The 16,042-nt window shown below is 71.4% G+C and carries 16 protein-coding genes and 1 pseudogene; 11 read left to right on the top strand and 6 right to left on the bottom strand.

The genetic code is table 11. The annotated features are described in order from the left end of the window. Positions 1 to 8 precede the first annotated feature (8 nt). Positions 9 to 1,199 (bottom strand): cellulase family glycosylhydrolase, encoded by a 1,191-nt coding sequence (locus tag ABEA33_RS12050; RefSeq protein WP_345527021.1) that lies wholly within the window; start codon positions 1,197 to 1,199, stop codon positions 9 to 11. 41 nt (positions 1,200 to 1,240) lie between these two features. Between ABEA33_RS12050 and ABEA33_RS12045 the strand changes: the two genes are divergently transcribed. The 7 genes from ABEA33_RS12045 to ABEA33_RS12015 all read left to right on the top strand — a co-directional run bounded on the left by ABEA33_RS12045 (position 1,241) and on the right by ABEA33_RS12015 (position 9,843). Continuing rightward, positions 1,241 to 2,497: a hydroxyacid-oxoacid transhydrogenase gene (locus ABEA33_RS12045; RefSeq protein WP_345527020.1), complete on the top strand. Its 1,257-nt coding sequence runs from the start codon at positions 1,241 to 1,243 to the stop codon at positions 2,495 to 2,497. Between the two features lies 1 nt (position 2,498). Then, entirely contained in the window at positions 2,499 to 5,237 is a 2,739-nt protein-coding gene (locus ABEA33_RS12040; protein WP_345527019.1) for an FAD-binding and (Fe-S)-binding domain-containing protein, read from the top strand. Positions 5,238 to 5,462: 225 nt separating this feature from the next. Further along, the gene (locus ABEA33_RS12035; protein WP_345527018.1) at positions 5,463 to 6,680 is read left to right on the top strand and encodes a class I SAM-dependent methyltransferase; all 1,218 of its coding nucleotides are present in this window, start codon (positions 5,463 to 5,465) and stop codon (positions 6,678 to 6,680) included. After that, complete coding sequence (locus ABEA33_RS12030; RefSeq protein ID WP_345527017.1) at positions 6,680 to 7,648, top strand: hypothetical protein; 969 nt, start codon at positions 6,680 to 6,682, stop codon at positions 7,646 to 7,648. Before ABEA33_RS12035 ends, ABEA33_RS12030 begins: the two co-directional genes overlap by 1 nt. Then, complete coding sequence (locus ABEA33_RS12025) at positions 7,632 to 8,636, top strand: DNA topoisomerase IB (RefSeq protein ID WP_345527016.1); 1,005 nt, start codon at positions 7,632 to 7,634, stop codon at positions 8,634 to 8,636. The genes ABEA33_RS12030 and ABEA33_RS12025 overlap by 17 nt, the downstream gene beginning before the upstream one ends. A gap of 2 nt (positions 8,637 to 8,638) precedes the next feature. Then, positions 8,639 to 9,133, top strand: coding sequence for a macro domain-containing protein (locus ABEA33_RS12020; RefSeq protein ID WP_345527015.1), 495 nt, complete (start codon positions 8,639 to 8,641; stop codon positions 9,131 to 9,133). 29 nt (positions 9,134 to 9,162) lie between these two features. Beyond that, entirely contained in the window at positions 9,163 to 9,843 is a 681-nt protein-coding gene (locus tag ABEA33_RS12015) for a sortase domain-containing protein (protein WP_345527014.1), read from the top strand. A gap of 616 nt (positions 9,844 to 10,459) precedes the next feature. On the opposite strand, the gene ABEA33_RS12010 is transcribed toward ABEA33_RS12015, so the two are convergent. From ABEA33_RS12010 to ABEA33_RS12000, 3 genes are read right to left on the bottom strand one after another with little or no spacing between them, the layout of a single operon-like run. Then, complete coding sequence (locus tag ABEA33_RS12010) at positions 10,460 to 11,167, bottom strand: VOC family protein (protein WP_345527013.1); 708 nt, start codon at positions 11,165 to 11,167, stop codon at positions 10,460 to 10,462. Between the two features lie 40 nt (positions 11,168 to 11,207). Then, positions 11,208 to 11,417: a helix-turn-helix domain-containing protein gene (locus ABEA33_RS12005; protein WP_345527012.1), complete on the bottom strand. Its 210-nt coding sequence runs from the start codon at positions 11,415 to 11,417 to the stop codon at positions 11,208 to 11,210. Further along, positions 11,417 to 11,896 carry a DUF2975 domain-containing protein gene (locus ABEA33_RS12000; protein ID WP_345527011.1) on the bottom strand — a complete coding sequence of 160 codons (480 nt, stop codon included), beginning with the start codon at positions 11,894 to 11,896 and terminating at the stop codon, positions 11,417 to 11,419. Before ABEA33_RS12000 ends, ABEA33_RS12005 begins: the two co-directional genes overlap by 1 nt. Before the next feature lie 148 nt (positions 11,897 to 12,044). On the opposite strand from ABEA33_RS12000, the gene ABEA33_RS11995 reads away from it, so the two are divergent. Genes ABEA33_RS11995 through ABEA33_RS11985 form a run of 3 tightly spaced genes read left to right on the top strand, consistent with a single transcriptional unit; the run spans position 12,045 to position 14,003 of the window. Continuing rightward, positions 12,045 to 12,464, top strand: coding sequence for a YciI family protein (locus tag ABEA33_RS11995; RefSeq protein WP_345527010.1), 420 nt, complete (start codon positions 12,045 to 12,047; stop codon positions 12,462 to 12,464). 10 nt (positions 12,465 to 12,474) lie between these two features. Further along, positions 12,475 to 13,716, top strand: a complete 1,242-nt coding sequence (locus ABEA33_RS11990; RefSeq protein ID WP_345527009.1) for an RNA polymerase sigma factor — start codon at positions 12,475 to 12,477, stop codon at positions 13,714 to 13,716. After that, positions 13,653 to 14,003 carry an aldo/keto reductase gene (locus ABEA33_RS11985; protein WP_345527008.1) on the top strand — a complete coding sequence of 117 codons (351 nt, stop codon included), beginning with the start codon at positions 13,653 to 13,655 and terminating at the stop codon, positions 14,001 to 14,003. The genes ABEA33_RS11990 and ABEA33_RS11985 overlap by 64 nt, the downstream gene beginning before the upstream one ends. Here ABEA33_RS11985 and ABEA33_RS11980 read toward each other — a convergent pair. Continuing rightward, positions 14,000 to 14,125: pseudogene (locus ABEA33_RS11980) on the bottom strand (VOC family protein); the annotation flags it as partial. The gene ABEA33_RS11985 and the pseudogene ABEA33_RS11980 sit on opposite strands and share 4 nt — an antisense overlap. A gap of 46 nt (positions 14,126 to 14,171) precedes the next feature. On the opposite strand from ABEA33_RS11980, the gene ABEA33_RS11975 reads away from it, so the two are divergent. After that, a complete protein-coding gene (locus tag ABEA33_RS11975; RefSeq protein WP_345527007.1) occupies positions 14,172 to 14,753 on the top strand; it encodes a dienelactone hydrolase family protein in 582 nt (193 codons plus the stop codon). A gap of 166 nt (positions 14,754 to 14,919) precedes the next feature. Here ABEA33_RS11975 and serC read toward each other — a convergent pair whose 3' ends face one another. Further along, positions 14,920 to 16,041, bottom strand: a complete 1,122-nt coding sequence (gene serC, locus ABEA33_RS11970; RefSeq protein ID WP_345527006.1) for a phosphoserine transaminase — start codon at positions 16,039 to 16,041, stop codon at positions 14,920 to 14,922. Position 16,042: the final 1 nt, after the last annotated feature.

The following is a 16,042-nucleotide window of genomic DNA, read 5'->3' as shown; positions in this document are numbered from 1 at the left end:
TGATCAGATCAGGATCCGACGGCCGCCGAGCGCAGGTAGCGACGGGCCAGGACGCCGTACTCGGTGGGAGTCCCGGTGCCGTCGCGGACCAGCGCCATCGGGTCGGACGGATGGTCGGCCCAGACCCAGAAGAGCGAGCCGATCTGGTGACGGTCGGCCCAGTCCAGGTAGCGCGTGACGTACCCGTCCAGTGGGTCCTCCGCCCCGAGCTCGCCGGTGAGCACGGGCACCCGATCCGCGATGGGCGCCAGCACGGCGTCCCAGCACTTCTCGTCGGCACAGGCCTTGAAGTCGTAGCTGTGGAACGAGGCGACGAGCTGGTCGTCGTCGGGTGCGAAGTCGAGCCAGCGGGACAGGTCGTTGGCATAGTCGAGCCCGCCGAGCAGCACGGGCTGCGCGGCACCCGCGTCGCGGATCTCGCCGACCGCCGCGGCCATCCCCTGCACGGAGTAGGTGACCTGGCCTGCGGTCGCGGTCTGATCGTCCTCGATCGGCGCCGTGCAGCCGCCGTCGCGCCAGCACTGCCAGGTTAGGTCGAAGACCAGGTTGTCGGCGGCGTCGTAGCGCGAGTACGGCTCGTTGAAGGCGTCGAACATGACCGACGGGTTGTCCTTGTACTCGCCGGCCACCGACCGCCAGAAGGACAGCGACTCGGAGTCGGGCATCGCGATGTTGCCGAACTCGGGCTGCCCCATGCGCTTGCGGCTGTGCAGGTCGAGGATGACGACCATGCCCTGTCGGTTGAGAGCCGTCACGAACTCGTGGACGCTCGAGCGGTAGCCGGCGGACGTGCGCTCCTCGAACTGGTCGCTCACCGGCGCGCCGCGGGTGCCGAGCCAACAGTCCTGGTTGAGCGGGAGCCGGACGGTGTTCGCTCCCCAGGCGGCGATCGCGGCGGCCTCGACCTCGGCGGCGTCGGACCCACCGAGGGTGTCGAGCGTGGACATGCCCCAGCCCTGGGCGCACGCGTACTCGAAGCTGCTCCAGTTGACGCCGCGCGGGATGAACTGCGCGTCGCTGCGCTGGTCGACGAGCCGGTTGCCGGCGACGACCGGCTGCGGTGCGCCCGTCTCGACGCCCGGCTGCTCCGGCGCGGGATCGCGGCGCTCCGCATAGATCGCACCGCCGGTGAGCAGCACAACGACTGCCGCCACCGGCACGATCCAGCGCGCGTGCCGCATGAAGCCCCCCTCTTTCAACCACGGATGGTACGGGCAGGTCCCACAACTATGGTGGCCGAATGAGTGAGACCGTCTTCACCTACGCCGCGCCCGCGCTGAAGTTCGGCCCCGGAGCGGCAGCGGAGATCGGCCACGACCTGGCGCGGATGGGCGCCCGGCGGGTGCTGCTGGTGACCGATCCCGGGGTCGCGGCCACCGGGCATCCGGCCCGGATCGCCGAGCAGGTCGCCGCTGCCGGCGTGGCCGTCACGACGTACGACGGGGTGCACGTCGAGCCGACCGATGCGTCGCTGGACGCGGCGATCGAGTTCGCCCGCGACGTCGGGCCGTTCGACGCGATCATGGCCGTCGGTGGCGGCTCCGCGATCGACACGGCGAAGGCCGTCAACCTCCTCACCACCAACCCGGGCGAGCTGATGGACTACATCAATGCTCCAGTCGGGAAGGCGCAGGCGCCCACCCAGCCGCTGCTGCCGCTGGTGGCGGTGCCGACGACGACCGGGACCGGCTCGGAGAGCACGACGATCTGCGTGCTCGACGTGCTGTCGCTGCACGTGAAGACCGGGATCAGCCACCCCGCGCTGCGGCCGACCTTGGCGGTCGTCGACCCCACCCTCGCGATGACGCAGCCGGCTCTGGTGACCGCCGCCGCCGGGATGGACATCCTGTGTCACGCGCTCGAGAGCTACACCGCGCGGTGGTACGCCGACTTCGACGCCAAGCGTCCGGAGCAGCGGGTGCCGTACTGCGGGGCCAACCCGATCGCGGACATGTGGTCGGAGAAGGCGCTCAGCCTGCTGGCCGGGGCGTTCCGCACGGCGGTGCGCGACGGCACGGACAGCGGTGCGCGCGAGCAGATGGCGTTGGCTGCCACCTTCGCCGGGCTCGGCTTCGGCAACGCCGGGGTGCACATCCCGCACGCCAACGCCTACCCGATCGCGGGCCGGGTTCGTGACTACCGGCCCGAGGGCTACCCCGACGAGCCGATGGTCCCGCACGGGATGGCGGTCTCGCTGACCGCTCCCGAAGCGTTCCGGTTCACCTTCGATGCGGCTCCCGAGCGGCACCTGCATGCCGCCCGGCTGCTCGACCCTGCGGCCGGCGACGGCCCCGATGCCCTCCCCGCGGTCCTCGCGACGCTGATGCGCGACATCGGCCTCCCGAGCGGCCTGGCTGAGATCGGGTACGGCGAGGCCGACGTACCGGATCTCGTGGCGGGTGCCGTCCAGCAGCAGCGGCTGCTGGCGACCGCTCCGAAGAGTCCCACGGAGGAGGACCTGGCGGCGGTGTTCCGTCGGTCGATGGAACACTGGTGACGTGACGCAGACGCCCCTGGACCTGGCTCCGTCAGATGTGGCGGCTCAGCTGCGCAGCCGGGGCGTCGGCGACGTTGATGACTCGACGCTGACCCGGGCGCTCTACTCGTCCGACGCCTCGCTCTACCGGGTCGTCCCGCAGGTCGTGGTCCGACCCCGGCACCCCGATGAGCTGTCCGCGATCCTCGACGTCTCTCAGGAGACCGGGGCGCCGGTGACCATGCGCGGAGCGGGCACGTCGATCGCCGGCAACGCGGTCGGCACCGGGATCGTGGTCGACACCCTCAAGCACCTCAACAACGTCGTCTCCATCGACCGGGAGGCGCGCACCGCCGTCGTGCAGCCCGGCGTCGTGCACGCCGACCTGCAGCGCGCGGCGGCGCCGTACGGCCTGCGCTTCGGCCCCGATCCGTCGACACATACCCGTTGCACGATCGGCGGGATGATCGGCAACAACGCCTGCGGCTCGCGGGCGCTGGGCTACGGCCGCACCGTCGACAACGTGGTCGATCTCGACGTGGCGTGGGCGCCCGGCGCGACCGACGTGGCTGCCCGGCTCGGCACCCTCGTCGACCAGCACCTGGCGCACGTGCGGACGACGTTCGGGCAGTTCGGGCGGCAGGTCAGCGGTTACTCGCTCGAGCACCTGCTCCCGGAGAACGGGCGGAACGTCGACCGCTTCCTGGTCGGCTCCGAGGGGACGCTCGCCGTCGTGACCGGGGCGACCGTGCGGCTCGTCGAGGACGAGTCCGGCCGGCAGCTCGTGGTGCTCGGCTACCCCTCGATGATCGAGGCGGCCGACGCGGTGCCTGCGCTGATCGCCGCCACCGACGGCCGGATGATCGCCTGCGAGGGGCTCGACGCCCGGATCGTCGACCTGGTGCGGGCCAAGGGCAACGCCGTGCCGGAGCTGCCGAGAGGCGCCGGCTGGCTCTTCGTCGAGGTCACCGATCCCGACCTGGTGCCGCGGGTCGTCGCCGAGGGCGGCGCCCTCGCGCACCGCGTGGTGCAGGACGGGCCCGAGGCGGCCGCGCTCTGGCGGATCCGCGAGGACGGCGCCGGCCTGGCCGCGCTGAGCCTGTCGCGGCCGGCGTACTCCGGCTGGGAGGACGCCGCGGTCCCGCCCGCGCGACTGGGCGCCTGGCTGCGCGACTTCGACGAGCTGCTGCGTGAGTACGACCTCGACGGCGTGCCCTATGGGCACTTCGGCGACGGCTGCGTGCACGTGCGCATCGACTTCCCCTTCAGTGAGGGGAGCGCGGTCTTCCGGGACTTCCTCACCGCGTGCGCGCTGAAGCTGCGTGAGCACGGGGGCTCGCTCTCGGGTGAGCACGGCGACGGCCGCGCGCGCTCCGAGCTGCTGTCGATCATGTACGACGAGGAGTCCATCGGGCTGTTCGGTGCGGTCAAGGCGATCTGCGACCCCCGCAACCTGCTCAACCCCGGCAACATCGTCGACCCGGCGCCGCTCGACGCCGACCTGCGCCCGACCCGGCCGCGCCACGCGATCAACGCCGGGCTGAAGCTCGTCCACGACGACGGAGTCTTCGGCAACGCGGTGCACCGCTGCACCGGCGTCGGCAAGTGCGTGGCCCCGAAGACGAACGGCGTGATGTGTCCGTCGTACCTCGCGACGAGGGACGAGAAGGATTCCACCCGCGGCCGTTCCCGGGTGCTGCAGGAGGCGCTCGACGGGTCGCTCGTAGGTGGCTTGGCCGACCCAGCAGTGGGGGAGGCGCTCGACCTCTGCCTGGCTTGCAAGGGTTGCGCGTCCGACTGCCCGACCGGCGTGGACATGGCGACGTACAAAGCGGAGGCGCTGCACCAGAAGCACGACGTGCTCGGCGAGAGGCGCCCGCGCAGCCACTACCTGCTGGGCCGGCTGCCGAAGTGGGCGGCGCTGGCAGCCCCGATGGCGCCGGTCGCCAACCGGATGATGAAGCTCGGTCCGGTCGCACGGCTGGCCAAGGCGACCGTCGGGATCGACCAGCGGCGGTCGATCCCGGCGTTCGCGCCGAAGACGCTGCGGCGATCGGTCGGGGTGCCTGACGTGGTGCCGGACGTGTGGATCTGGGCGGACTCCTTCAGTGACCACTTCTTCCCGGGCAACGGGCACGCAGCGATCCGCTGGCTGGAGTCGGTCGGCGTCACCGCGAGGGTGATCGCCGACGACGCCTGCTGCGGCCTCACCTGGATCACGACCGGCCAGCTCGACCAGGCGCGCTCGATCATGGAGCGCACGGTCCGCACGCTCACGCCGTACGTCGAGTCGGGGGTGCCGGTCGTAGGACTCGAACCGTCCTGCCTGGCCACCCTGCGTAGCGACGCTGCCGAGCTGACCGGCGCCAACCTCGACGTGCTCACCTTCGCCGAGCTGGTCGAACGGCTCGACGTACCGCTGCCGGACCTGAACGGCGTCGAGGTCGTCGCCCAACCGCACTGCCACCAGGCTTCGATCCTGGGCTGGGCCGCGGACAAGCGGATCCTCGAGCGCGCGGGCGCGACCGTCACCCAGGTCGCGGGCTGCTGCGGGCTGGCCGGCAACTTCGGCATGGAGAAGGGGCACTACGAGGTATCGGTGGCTGTCGCCGAGACCCACCTGCTGCCCGCCGTACGCGCCAACCCCGACGCCGTCGTGCTCGCCGACGGCATGTCCTGCCGGGTGCAGCTCGACGACCTCAGTGGAACTCCGACGATGCACCTGGCCGAGCTCTTCGCGTCCCGCGTGATCGCTGGTTGAGGTGCGAGGCGCGCCAGCGCCGAGCCTCGAAACCCCGCGCGCGGCAGGGCGGGTGGGCTGCGGGGGTCTCGACGACGCTCGCCGGCGCTCGCTGCTCGACCACCGGATGGCCCTGTGCAGTAGGCACCTAGACTCAACGGGTGAATCCCCGCCACCGTCGACTCGTCATCCCGATCGCACTGGTGGCGCTCCTGCTGATCGTCGTGATCGCGGCGGTGATGTGACATGGCCCAGGCGACGACACAGCCTCTCCTTCGTGAGCTCAACCGCCTCCGGTCGCTGATCCTCGACCCCGACGTGCTCGTCAAGGCGGTCGCCTCTGGACGCCAGAAGGGCGAGGTGCCTACCTGGCGGCGCGCGGAGCTGCGGTACGTCGACCTCAAGGCCGGGACGCACCTGCAGATCACGACGTACGACCAGACCCAGGCTTTCACCGAGAACCACGCGGTCGGCGACGCGTCGCGCGACGCCGTCGACGCGCTGCTCGACGAGCCGTTCGGCGACTGGCACGTCGACACCGCGACCCAGAGCCACGGCCTCAAGGTGACGAAGAAGCTCGAGGCGATCGTGCACACGACCGACCGGGCGGCTCCCGTCGAGGTGGCGCGGGGGCACGACAAGCCCAAGGAACGGCTGCTGCCGGAGAACGACCCCGTCTTCCTCGTGCTCGGCATCTCCGACGACGAGGGCAGGATCAAGCCGAGCCGGCAGTCGAAGTACCGCCAGGTCGAGGAGTTCCTGCGGCTGCTCGACTCGTCGATCATCGAGGCCATCGACAAGGGGCACCTGCGTCGGCCGACCCTCGAGGAACCGCTGCGGATCGTCGACCTGGGCTGCGGCAACGCCTACCTGACCTTCGCGGCCGAGCGTTACCTGACCGGCGTTCGCAAGCTGCCTGTGCGGCTGACCGGCGTCGACGTCAAGGAGCAGTCGCGCGAGCACAACAGCTCGGTGGCCGCCGAGCTCGGCGTGGATGCGGAGTTCGTCGTCGGCACCATCGGCGGGGTCTCCCTCGACCCTGCCCCCGAGGTCGTGCTCGCCCTGCACGCATGCGACACGGCGACCGACGAAGCCCTGGCGCAGGCGGTCGGCTGGGGCGCTCAGCTCGTGCTCGCCGCGCCGTGCTGCCACCACGACATCGCTGCCCAGATCCGCAAGGCACCGACCCCGTCGCCGTACGCCATGCTCACCCGGCACGGCATCCTCCGCGAACGGCTCGCCGACACCCTGACCGACGGGCTGCGCGCATCGCTGATGCGGCTCCAGGGCTACCGGGTCGACGTCGTGCAGTTCGTCGAGAGCCAGCACACGCCGCGCAACACCATGCTGCGCGCGGTGCGCACCGGCGGGCCGGTGAAGGGTGGCTCGGTGCGCAAGGAGTACGACGAGCTCGTGGCCGCCTGGGGGATCCACCCGAAGCTCGCCGAGCTCCTCGACGCCTGATGCTCGACCGCGTCCTGGGCCTGGCAGCGGCGCTGTCCATGGTCGTCGGCACGACGGCCGCCCCTTCGGCCCCGGTGGGCAAGGTCGTCTTCTCCTTCCAGGACCCGGCGATCGTCGAGTCCAGCGGACTGGTCGCCACCGGCGACCTCTTCCTGACCGTCAACGACTCCGGGGACGGTGGCCGCGTCTTCGTGGTCGACCGCTCCGGACGGACGGTCGGCACGACCACCTGGGCCGACGACCCGATCGACACCGAGTCGCTCGCGCCGGCCGGCCCGGGTGAGGTGTGGGTCGGCGACACCGGTGACAACCGCCGCGGTCGCGACTCGATCACGGTGCTACGAGTCCCGTACGGCGCAACCGACCAGGAGGTCACGCCCGCGGCGTACGAGCTGGTCTATCCGGACCGGGCGCACGATGCCGAGACGCTGATGGCGAACCCCCAGACCGGCCAGCTGTTCGTGGTCTCCAAAGACGTGTTCGGCGGCACCATCTATGCCGCGCCGCGCCGGCTCTCCGCGGATCACCCCAACGAGATGCGGGCCGTCGGGGAGGGCTTCAGCTTCGCCACGGACGGGTCGTTCTTCCCCGACGGGCGGCACTACATCGTGCGCGGCTACACGAGCGCGGCCGTCTACTCGTTCCCCGGCCACGAGCGGTTGGACTCGGTCCAGCTGCCGCGGCAGGACCAGGGCGAGGGGATCGCGGTCGGCCCCGACGACCGGATCTACCTGAGCACCGAGGGCCAGTTCAGCGACGTGCTCCGGATCCGGCTCCCGTCGGACGTCGCCGACACGATGGCCGCGGCGGACGAGCCGCCGGCCGCCGAGCCGGCTGAGGCCGACACCGACACCGACACCGAGGCCGATGACGAGGGCGAGCCGCTCTGGCCGTGGGGGCTCGGCTGCGGGATCGTGTTTGCGGTAGGCGCGGGATGGCTACTTCGTCGTCGTGGTCAGGCTTCGTAGAACCTCTCCGGACCAGCCCGGCTGGACCCGCCGGCGGGCCGGGCGCGGCTTCGTCTACCTCGACGAGCACGGTGCTCGTCTCTCCGACGAGGACGCCCAGCGGGTGCGCGACCTGGTCATCCCGCCGGCCTGGACCGACGTGTGGGTCACGCCGTACGCCAACGGGCACCTGCAGGCGGTGGGGACCGACGACGCCGGCCGTCGTCAGTACCTCTACCACCCGGACTGGCGGACCCGGCGGGACGCGGAGAAGTTCGACCGGATGCTGCGGTTCGGCAAGGCGCTGACCAAGGCGCGGGAGCTCGTCATCACCGACCTCGGACGCGAAGGCATGCCACTCGAGCGGGCCTGCGCGGTCGCCGTACGGCTGCTCGACCTCGGCTACTTCCGGATCGGCAACGACGTGTACGCCGACGAGAACGGCTCGTTCGGGCTGACCACCCTCGAGCGACGCCACGTCCGCCGGCACCAGGACCGGTTGGTCTTCGCGTTCGTCGGGAAGTCCGGGGTCGAGCACGAGATCGAGATCGACGACGCCGTCGTGATCGAGGCCGTCGAGATCATGCGCCGCCGGCGGGGGGCCGACCTCCGCCTCCTGTCGTACAAGGAGGGCAGGTCCTGGCGTTCCGTGCTGCCGGCCCTGGTCAACGAGTACGTCCGGGCGTCCACGGGTCTCGAGGCGACCGCCAAGGACTTCCGCACCTGGCACGCCACCGTGCTCGCCGCGGCTGCCCTCGCCGAGACGCCGGAGCCCGGCGAGACGAAGGCGTCGCGCAAGCGCGCCGTCGCCGGTGCGATGAAGGAGGTCGCCTCCTTCCTCGGCAACACCCCGACGCTGGCGCGTTCGTCGTACGTCGACCCGCGTGTCATCGACGCCTATGAGGAGGGCCGCACCATCGACCGCGCCACCCGGCGCACCTACGACACGCCCGACGCACGACAGGCCGCGCTCGAGCGTGCGACGCTGAAGCTGTTGAAGGAGGCCTGAGCGTGGAGATCACCGCCGTGCAGGGTGACATCGCCGAGCAGCGCGTCGACGCGATCGTCAACGCCGCCAGCAACGCGATGCGCGGTGGCGGTGGAGTGGACGGCGCGATCCACCGGGCAGGGGGCCCGGAGATCCTCGAGGACTGCGTACGCCGCTTCCCCGACGGCCTGGCCACCGGCGACGCCGGGTGGACCACGGCCGGACGCCTGCACGCGCGGTGGGTGATCCACGTGGTCGGCCCCAATCGCACCGCCGGCCAGACCGACCGCGGGCTGTTGCTGTCCTGCTACTCACGCGCGCTCGCGGTCGCAGACGAGCTCGGCGCCGTCACCGTCGCCTTCCCGCTGGTCTCCGCGGGTGTCTACGGCTGGCCCAAGGACGACACGATCGCGTGTGCCCTGGAGGTGTTCGGGTCGGTGGAGACGTCGGTCGCCGAGGCCCGGCTGGTGGCGTTCGACGGCCCGACGTACGCGATGGTCCAGAAGGCGTTGGGCTAGTGAACCCCGTCGGTGGGCACCAGCCCCCTATGCGTCTCGCCCTCACCGCCGTCGCTGCCGCACTGGCGGTCGCGTTCGCCGGAGCCCCGACCGAGCCTGCCAGCGCTCGTCCGGCGACCGGCCACCCCACGGCGCCCGCGACGCACGTCGCGAAGCCGGCCGAGTTCAGCAGCGGGAAGCCGCGCAACGCTCGGCTGACCATCCCGGCCGTCGGCATCCGGAGCCTGAAGGTCGTCGCCTACCGCGGCAAGACCGACGATGCTCCCGGCACCCGGATCCAGAACCGTGGCATCGCCGCGAGCTCCCACGGCCCGCGCGGCGGCACCGGGCCGGGTGGGCTCGGCAACTACCAGGTCACGGCGCACCGCACCTCGCACGGCGGAGTCTTCCGGCGTACGCCGTCACTGCACCGCGGTGACCGGTTGCTCGTGGACGTCGGTCGCTGGCGCTACGTCTACCGGGTGGTCACGACTCGCTGGGTGTCGTTCCGGTCGGCGAAGTCGCTGCGGGAGCAGCGCGCCGCTGTGCCGGGCAGACCGGGCGTCAAGCCGAAGAAGGGCTACATCACCATCTCGACCTGCGCGACGCCGGAGGACCATGCCCGCGGCAACTACTGGACCGACCGGTTCGGCAACCCCGAGCACCGGATCGACAAGATCGGCGTCCTCGTCAGACGGATGCCCAGCCCGCACGTCCACCAGCGCCACTGAGCCGCCCACCGAGACAACGTGCGCGAATGGCGCCCTGCCTTCGCTGCGGGGGTTTCGAAACGGGCCTGGCGGCCCTCCTCAACCACCGACCTCAACCACTGGGGCGATCGGCGGGTCCGCGGAGCGGGCGCGCCCGGGGAGCGTAAAGCGAGGCGTGGCGCCGCAGCGGGCCTGGATCGCGGCGTACGTCGGCGGCGACACGGCGAGTCCAGCGACCGGGCGTGAGTCGCGCAGCGGGGGCGCCGCCCGCGTCGGGAATCGTGCGCGAATGGCGCCCTGTCTTCGCTGCGGGGGTTTCGAGACGGGCCTGGCCGCCCTCCTCAACCACCGGTACGACGGGCCTGGCGGCCCTCCTCAACCACCGGGACGACCGGCGGGTCCGCGGAGCGGGGACGCCCGGGGAGCGTAAAGCGAGGCGTGGCGCCGCAGCGGGCCTGGATCGCGGCGTACGTCGGCGGCGACACGGCGAGTCCAGCGACCGGGCGTGAGCCGCGCAGCGGGGGCGCCGCCCACCGCAGGAGACGTGCGCGAATGGCGCCCTGCCTTCGCTGCGGGGGTTTCGAGACGGGCCTGGCGGCCCTCCTCAACCACCGGAACGACAGGCCTGGCGGCCTCCTCAACCACCGGGGCGGCGTAGCACGCGGAACTCGTTGCCGCCGGGATCAGCCAGCAGGTCCAGGTCGATGCGGGTCGCGCCCAGCGCGACGAGGCGGTCCACCTGCGACACCTCGTCGGTGCCCGGTGACGGAGCGAGTTCGAACCGCAGCCGGTTCCTGCCGACCTTCGGCGCCACGGGCGGACCGCCCCAGGTGATCTTCGGGCCGCCGTACGGCGCCCGGATGGCGGTCTCCCCGTCCTGGTCCCACACCAGCGGCCAGTCCAAGGCCTTGCTCCAGAAGTAGCCGACCTCCTGGAGACCGTCGGACGACAGCGCTCCGATGAAGCCGCAGTCGGCTAGAAAGCTGTTGCCCGGCTCGATCACGCAGAACTCGTTGCCCTCGGGATCCGCGAGCACCACGTGCTCCTCCTCGGGCAGCTGCCCGACATCGAGGTGCCGGCCGCCGAGCGCCAACGCTCGCGCCACGGTGTGCTGCTGATCCGCCAGGGACGCGCTCGTCAGGTCGAAGTGCAGCTGGTTGGGGCCGGACTTCGGCGCCTGCGTCGGGACGAACCGGAGCCGGAACCCGGTGTCGTCGTCCGGCAGTAGGACGACACCATCACGTGGGTCGTCGACCAGCTCCCAGCCCAGGACGCCCGACCAGAATCCCGCCAGGCCGGCTGGATCGAGGGCGTCGAAGCACAGGGCGTGGATCCCGAGAGCCATTCGACGACGCTAGGCCGCCGGCGTACGGCGAGGCAACGCTTTAGTCGTCGTCCACCCACTCCAGCAGGTCGCCGGGCTGGCACTCGAGCACCCGGCACATGGCCTCGAGGGTGCTGAAGCGGACCGCCTTGGCGCGTCCGTTCTTGAGCACGGCGACGTTGGCCGGGGTGAGGCCGACCCGTTCGGCGAACTCGCCGACACTCAGCTTGTGCTTCGCCAGCTCGACGTCGATGCGTACGACGATCGGCATCAGATGACCGCATCCATGTCGGTGCGCAGTGTGGTGGCCTGCCGGAGCAGGGCGCGCATGACGACCATCAGCAGGCCGAGCACGGTGCCGGCGACGAGGATCAGCAGGAGCAGCATCGGTGCGCCAGGGTCGTCGGCGTGGAACCCGACCCAGAGGAAGATCGCGAGCACCACCAGCCAGGCGGCGGCGATCGCCCCGAGGATGACGTCGACCCAGACCAACGAGTCCCGGGTGAAGATCCGGTCGGCCGACACCAGGCCGAGCAGCTTCCAGGTTGCCACCACGACGACCTGCACGCAGAGCACCAGGAAGACCGCGATGCCGGTCAGGATCCAGCGCACGTCGGCGTCCTCCGGGTGCTGCTCGGCCTGGTAGCGGAACTGCCCCGGCAGGGACAGGGTCTGGAAGACGACCAGGATCCCGAACAGCACGACGAGGAAGATCTTGAGGGGGACGACGGCCCGTTGCTCCGGCAACATAGATCGATGATCGCTCGTAATCTATCGAAGATCAATAGATTTCTAGAAAGTGCGCGACGGGTGTCGATCTCGCGCCTGTGCCGTTCGTCTGCTGGGTGAGAGGGTCGATCGACGACCCTGAGGAGCACAGATCGATGGAGGCGGACCGATGAAGTACATGCTGATCATGCGGGGCAACGACGAGGCCGTGGCGTCGTTTGCGGACGTCAAGTTCGAGGACATGCTCGAGGCGATGGGCCGCTTCAACGACGAGCTGATCTCGTCCGGAGTGCTGGTCGCGGCCGAGGGCCTCGACGCGGCCGAGCAGGGTGTCGTCGTGGACTACTCGTCCACGCCTCCGGTCGTCACCGACGGGCCGTACGGCGAGACGAAGGAGCTGTTCGGCGGCTACTACATCCTCGACGTCGCCTCGAAGGAGGAGGCGGTCGAGTGGGCGAAGCGGCTGCCGATGACCCGGCCGGGCATCAAGACGGAGATCCGGCGCGTGCCGAGCATCGACGAGTTCCCGCAGGACAACCCGTGGATCCAGAAGGAGCGGGCGTGGCGGGAGTCGAACGGCCAGCTGTGATCACCCCACTGTGAGCGGCTCCACCCGCGAGGCCGTCGAGGCGGTGTGGCGGATCGAGTCCGCCCACATCGTCGGCACCCTGGCCCGCTACACCGGCGACTTCGGGCTCGCCGAGGACATGGCGCAGGAGGCGCTCGCCGCCGCGCTGGTGACCTGGCCGCGGGACGGCGTACCCGCCAATCCCGCCGGGTGGCTGCTGACGACCGCCCGCCGGCGCGCGATCGACGCGTTCCGGCGGCGGTCGGCCCTCGACGAGAGGTACGCCGCGATCGCGCACCAGGCCGACGAGGCCGAGGAGCCCGACTGGGACCCGGACCGGATCGAGGACGACGTGCTGGCGCTGATGTTCATTTCGTGCCACCCGACGCTGTCACGGGAGGCGCAGGTCGCGCTGACGCTGCGGGTGGTCGGAGGTCTCACGAGCGACGAGATCGCGCGGGGGTTCCTGGTGCCGACGGCCACGGTGCAGGCCCGCATCACGAGGGCGAAGAAGACGCTGGCCGCTGCCCGGGTGCCGTTCGAGGTGCCGCCGGTCGAGGAGCGCCGCGAGCGGCTGGGCTCGGTGCTCAGCGTCGTCTACCTGATCTTCACCGAGGGCTCCTCGGCCACGGCGGGGAGCGCGCCGATCCGCACCGATCTCGCGCGGGAGGCGACCCGGCAGGCGCGGATGCTGACCCAGCTGGTGCCCGAGCCGGAGACCTATGGGCTGCTGGCGCTGCTCGAGCTCACGGCGGCGCGCTTCCCGGCGCGGGTCGACGAGGAGGGTGCGGCGGTGCTCCTCGAGGACCAGGACCGCCACCGGTGGGACCGGTCGGCGATCCGCCGTGGCCGGGCGGCCCTGCAGGCGGCCGGGTCTGTCGGTCGCGGCCTCGGGTCGTACGGCGTCCAGGCGGCGATCGCCGAGTGCCACGCGGTCGCGCCGTCTGTCGAGGCCACCGACTGGAGCCGGATCGTCGTGCTCTACGAGGCCCTCGGCCGACTCGCCCCCTCGCCGATCGTCGACCTCAACCGGGCGGTCGCGGTGTCGATGGCCGATGGGCCTTCGGCGGCTCTGCCGATCGTGGACGATCTCGTGGACGCTGGAGTGCTCACCGGCACGCACCTGCTGCCGACCGTCCGCGGTGAGCTGCTCACCCGGCTCGGTCGCGTCGACGAGGCGCGGGACGAGCTCGAGGCCGCCGTACGCCTGTGCGCGAGCGAGGCAGAGCGCCGGGTGCTGGAGCGCAAGATCGCGGCGTTGGATCAGCCCTGAGCGCGCGGGACGTCATACGGACAGAGCAAGCGGACGCACTGCGCTCCGAGAACGACCCGATGGGCCAGCGGTACGTCGGTGAGGAGAACCGCCCGATCGTCGACGCCGTCGCCAGGATCGCCGAGGCGCGCGGCGTACCCATGGCGCAGGTCGCGCTCGCGTGGGTGCTCCGCAACTCCGTCGTCGACGCCCCGATCGTCGGTCCCACGAAGGAGCACCACCTGCCGGACGCGTTGCGGGTCGCCCTCGAGCAGCACGACACGGTGCGGATGCCGAGCGGCTACTAGCCCGCGAAGCTGCAGAACGGATGCCCGCCCGGGTCGGCGAACACGTAGAGCGGTTCGTCGGGATCGTCCGAGCGGTCGAACAGGAGCTCGGCGCCGAGGCCCTGGGCGCTCTCCCTGGCTTGCTCGAGGGCCTCGCGGCCGGTCGGTGGCCGGGGCTAGCGTGCTCGTATGGCTGACGTCGTCCTCTTCCACCACATCCAGGGGCTCACCCCCGGCGTGCACGCGCTCGCGGCCCGATGGCGCGCCGTCGGGCACACGGTGCACACACCCGACCTGTACGGCGGCCGCACCTTCTCGTCGATCGAGGACGGTGCGGCCTACAGCAACGGCGTGGACCATCCCGACCTCGCCGCGCTCGCCGACGAGGCTGTGGCCGCGCTGCCCGCCGGCCTCGTGTACGCCGGCATCTCGTCCGGGGTGATGCAGGCGCAGCGGCTCGCCCAGACGCGACCGGGCGCGGCCGGCGCCGTACTGCTGGAGTCCTGCCTGCCGATCAGCGGCGAGTGGGCGATCGGCCCGTGGCCCGACGGCGTCCCGGTCCAGGTGCACGGCATGGATGCCGACGAGTTCTTCGCCGGCGAGGGCGACCTCGACGCTGCCCGCGAGCTCGTCGCGTCGACGGGCGACGGCGAGCTCTTCGTCTACGAGGGCGACCGACACCTCTTCGAGGACAGCTCGCTGCCGTCGTACGACGCCGCCGCGACCGACCTGCTCACCGAGCGGGTGCTCGCGCTGCTCTCCCGGCTCTGACGCTGGCTTGCGCACGACCTCGAGCGGCCCCTCCTCCGGGCCGGGCGGCTCGACGTGGTCGAAGTGGTCACCGCGTCGCGCTCGCGCGCGCTCCAGACGCGAAGACGTCATACAGAGGGAGCAAGCGGATGCTCTGTCCGCATGACGTCCGGGCGACCACCGGAGCTCAGAGGCGCTCGATCACCCAGTCGATGCAGGCGGTGAGGGCCTCGACGTCGGCGGGGTCGACGGCGGGGTACATCGCGACGCGGAGCTGGTTGCGCCCGAGCTTGCGGTAGGGCTCGGTGTCGACGACGCCGTTGGCACGCAGCACGGCGGCGATGCGGGCCGCGTCGATGGGCTCCTCGAAGTCGATGGTGCCGATGACCAGCGAGCGGTGCGACGGGTCGGCGACGTACGGGAAGGCATGCGGCGACTTCTCGGCCCACGTGTAGAGGTGGTCGGACGACGCGGTGGTGCGCGAGACCATCGCGGGCAGTCCGCCGGAGGCGTTCATCCAGTCGAGCTGCTCGGCCATCAGGAAGAGCGTGGCGACCCCGGGCGTGTTGTAGGTCTGGTTGAGCGCCGAGTTGGAGATCGCGGTCGGCAGGTCGAAGAAGGCCGGGATGTGCCGGTCGGTCGCAGCGATCGTGGCCGCGCGTTCGAGCGCGGCCGGCGACATCAGTGCGAGCCACAGGCCGCCGTCGGAGGCGAAGCTCTTCTGCGGCGCGAAGTAGTAGACGTCGGTCTCGCTCACGTCGACCGGCAGCCCGCCGGCGCCCGATGTCGCGTCGATGACCACGAGGGCGTCGGGGGAGATGCCGGACGGACGTATGACGGGCGCCATCACGGCGGTCGACGTCTCGTTGTGCGCCCAGGCGTAGACGTCGATGCCGTCCTCGGCGACCGCGACGGGGCGCGAGCCGGGCTCGCTCTTGATCACCGACGGGGCGGACAGCCACGGCGCGGCGGCGGCCGCGGACGCGAACTTGGCGGAGAACTCTCCGAACGACAGGTGCTGGCTCTTCTGGTCGATCAGCCCGAAGGTCGCGACGTCCCAGAACGCCGTCGCGCCACCGTTGCCCAGCACGACCTCGTAGCCGTCGGGGAGCGAGAAGAGGTCGGCCAATCCCGATCGCACCCGACCGACCAGGTTGCGCACCGGCGCCTGGCGGTGCGACGTACCCATCAACGACGTACCCGTCGCTGCGAGCGCGTCGAGGTGCGCGGGCTGGATCTTCGACGGTCCGGCGCCGAAGCGCCCGTCGGCGGGGAGGAGGTCGCGGGGGATCTGCAGGGCGTCGCTCACG

The sequence above is a fragment of the Nocardioides endophyticus genome (assembly GCF_039543845.1).
Lineage (GTDB): Bacteria > Actinomycetota > Actinomycetes > Propionibacteriales > Nocardioidaceae > Nocardioides > Nocardioides endophyticus.
The sequence above is the reverse complement of the archived record's forward strand: the minus strand, read 5'-3'. Positions and strand labels throughout refer to the sequence as shown.

Coding starts and splice junctions, on each gene's coding strand:
- ABEA33_RS11975 (WP_345527007.1), top strand. CDS start 14,172: ATGGCTGACGTCGTCCTCTTCCACCACATCCAGGGGCTCACCCCCGGC.
- ABEA33_RS12035 (WP_345527018.1), top strand. CDS start 5,463: ATGGCCCAGGCGACGACACAGCCTCTCCTTCGTGAGCTCAACCGCCTC.
- ABEA33_RS12005 (WP_345527012.1), bottom strand. CDS start 11,417: ATGCCGATCGTCGTACGCATCGACGTCGAGCTGGCGAAGCACAAGCTG.
- ABEA33_RS12000 (WP_345527011.1), bottom strand. CDS start 11,896: ATGTTGCCGGAGCAACGGGCCGTCGTCCCCCTCAAGATCTTCCTCGTC.
- ABEA33_RS12045 (WP_345527020.1), top strand. CDS start 1,241: ATGAGTGAGACCGTCTTCACCTACGCCGCGCCCGCGCTGAAGTTCGGC.
- ABEA33_RS11995 (WP_345527010.1), top strand. CDS start 12,045: ATGAAGTACATGCTGATCATGCGGGGCAACGACGAGGCCGTGGCGTCG.
- ABEA33_RS12030 (WP_345527017.1), top strand. CDS start 6,680: ATGCTCGACCGCGTCCTGGGCCTGGCAGCGGCGCTGTCCATGGTCGTC.
- ABEA33_RS12010 (WP_345527013.1), bottom strand. CDS start 11,167: ATGGCTCTCGGGATCCACGCCCTGTGCTTCGACGCCCTCGATCCAGCC.
- ABEA33_RS12015 (WP_345527014.1), top strand. CDS start 9,163: ATGCGTCTCGCCCTCACCGCCGTCGCTGCCGCACTGGCGGTCGCGTTC.